The organism is Paenibacillus sp. FSL R7-277 (genome assembly GCF_000517965.1).
Classification (GTDB): domain Bacteria; phylum Bacillota; class Bacilli; order Paenibacillales; family Paenibacillaceae; genus Paenibacillus_AQ; species Paenibacillus_AQ silagei.
On record NZ_ASPX01000056.1, the window covers coordinates 1 to 2,145 of the forward strand.

General features: G+C 54.5%; 2 protein-coding genes. Both read right to left on the bottom strand.

Annotated elements, in window-relative coordinates; genetic code table 11:
* Positions 1-436: 436 nt before the first annotated feature.
* Positions 437-1,966, bottom strand: coding sequence for a DUF4127 family protein (locus C173_RS17775; protein WP_036726996.1), 1,530 nt, complete (start codon positions 1,964-1,966; stop codon positions 437-439).
* Positions 1,959-2,145: hypothetical protein (locus C173_RS34500; RefSeq protein ID WP_162174700.1), on the bottom strand; the 187-nt coding region annotated here is incomplete at its 5' end. The genes C173_RS17775 and C173_RS34500, both read right to left, overlap by 8 nt.

Consider the following 2,145-nt stretch of genomic DNA (forward strand, 5'->3'; position numbering starts at 1 on the left):
CCACCCTCTCTCCTTATATTCTATATCCATTGAACCAGTACAACATCAGAATTCAACTAGTAAGAATTACTGTAACCAGCCGCATGCCAAGGGCTTGCGATGCCCCGTGTAAGGTACACGCGATATACTTAAGTGCATTCTGTACAATTAAATCATCTGATGTTCCGCCTATGATCCGTTTAGTTGTGTTTTGTACATTTAAAATGCCTGTAGCGCCTGTGTTTTGGCTCATTTGGGAAATTTAGTTGTACAGACTACATTTAGAGGAGTAAATCCTTCCATTTCATTGTTTTTAATTGCACAGAATACACCTATCTCTGAATGTTCGCTTCAATTGAAAATGAAACATTATCACATTTTGAAAGAATTCACTATTTCAGTTCAGATGCTCACTTACTCTGTATTTTTCAATTCAATGGATAGAGCCAACTTGCCCTCACGATGGCTCATATTGCACAGTTAAGCCCACCTCGAACATCCGGTTCCATGGCATATAGCAATCGGTAATCTTAACCCTTCCCGACGGACTGTCGATCCGTACAGCCAGCTCCTCACTCAGCCGTTCCTGTACACGGGCAGCTACGCGGCCGCGCGGTCCGTCCAGTTCGTATTTGCCATAGCCCATCTCCTGCACCGGGCCCTCACTAAGCTCTCCGCGCACTACTGAACAATAGCATACATCCTCGGCATAGCGGAGCGCCAGGAAATCGAGATGCCCTTGTGTACGTCCGTAGATCAGATAGATCATCGCCTGCGAGATTACGGTTCCAAGCGAATTGGAGCTGGTATTCCAGGCGGCATATCCGGCCAGATCGAACAGGAGGTTCTTCTGCCGCAGCATCTTAACCAGCTTCTGATCACCGCCATTGGCATAGCCTACGTCCGCAACAGCCATCGGCATCTCCTTGCTCTGCAGAAGGTAGTCCCCGTACTCTACAAGTTCCATCAGGTTCCGGTATACGTCATAGCTGTGAAAAGCATGCTTCTGCGACACCGCCTCCTCCATCGTCTCACCCGGCGTGCTGACCAGCAGAACCAGGTCTGCCTCGGCAGCACTGGATGCGATCAGCCCCCCGGCGGCCAGGATCTGATATTTCAGCGTCTCATAGAAAAAGCGGTCCTCGAACAGCGGCGTCACGAATGCCCCCTGCACAGCGGACAAGCGGGGATAGATCATCGGCCTCCGTCCTTCGGCCTTGTTCAGCATCCGGGCGAGCAGCGTGCAGCCTACCTCATCTGCTCCCGGATACATATAGACCTTAAGCTCCAGATCAAGCGCCGTGATCCGTGCCCGCACCTTCTCCTGGTCCTTGGCGGTATGCCCATATGGCGCCGAATCATCCTGCGGAACAATCATGAAGTCGATCACCCCGTCCCGGACCAGCTCCAGCGCCTGCTTGTTCGCTTCAATATTTATCGCCCGGCGGCCGAGATAATCCTGCAGCACCTCGGCTGGAAGCCGGTGATCAATATCCGCCAGCTCACGAATCTCCTCATCGGTGGCGATTCCCAGCTCCAGCCGGTGGCCGATGAAGCCCTTGCGGAAAATCTCCCGGCCCCAGTCGGCATAATAATCCGGTTCCTCGTCTGATAGAGAATACTGCGGACAGCGCATAATCAGCTGGAACGCATACAGCTTAAGCTGCGGATAACGCCGCCGGATCTCCCGCAGCCGCTCCAGGCGCGCAGCCAGCACTTCAAGCTCCAGCTGGTGCAGCCGCGAGGGAATAATGCCGCCGTAGAGCAGCGTATCCAGTGCGACCACCGCCCCATCTGCCCCTTCGCAGGCAGCCTCGAACCAGGACCATAGCTGTTCAACATCTCCAGGGCGTTTCTTCAGCCCCATAATCCCGGCGGGCGGACGCTCTACCCTATAATCTGTTCCCTGAGCCAGCAGATAAGGGAATTCATAATTGCAGGGCCGCTCATCCAGCGGAACCAGAATCAGCTTATGGTGCTTAGACATGCTGGTCCTCCTCCTTTGTCTCCTTCTCCATTTCCGGCAGCTCGATCCCCAGCGCCTCAGCCGCACGCACAGCCGGATCACTGCCGAGCCGCACCCCGTAGCTGCGGCAGGTCTCGAGCCGCTGGAGCACCTCCGCCTGTGCCTGCGGATTCAGCGGGGCCTCCAGTTGTCTGCGCACA

What these genes read in the sequence shown, in the direction of transcription:
- C173_RS17775 (WP_036726996.1), bottom strand. Translation starts at nt 1,966, where the DNA reads ATGTCTAAGCACCATAAGCTGATTCTGGTTCCGCTGGATGAGCGGCCC.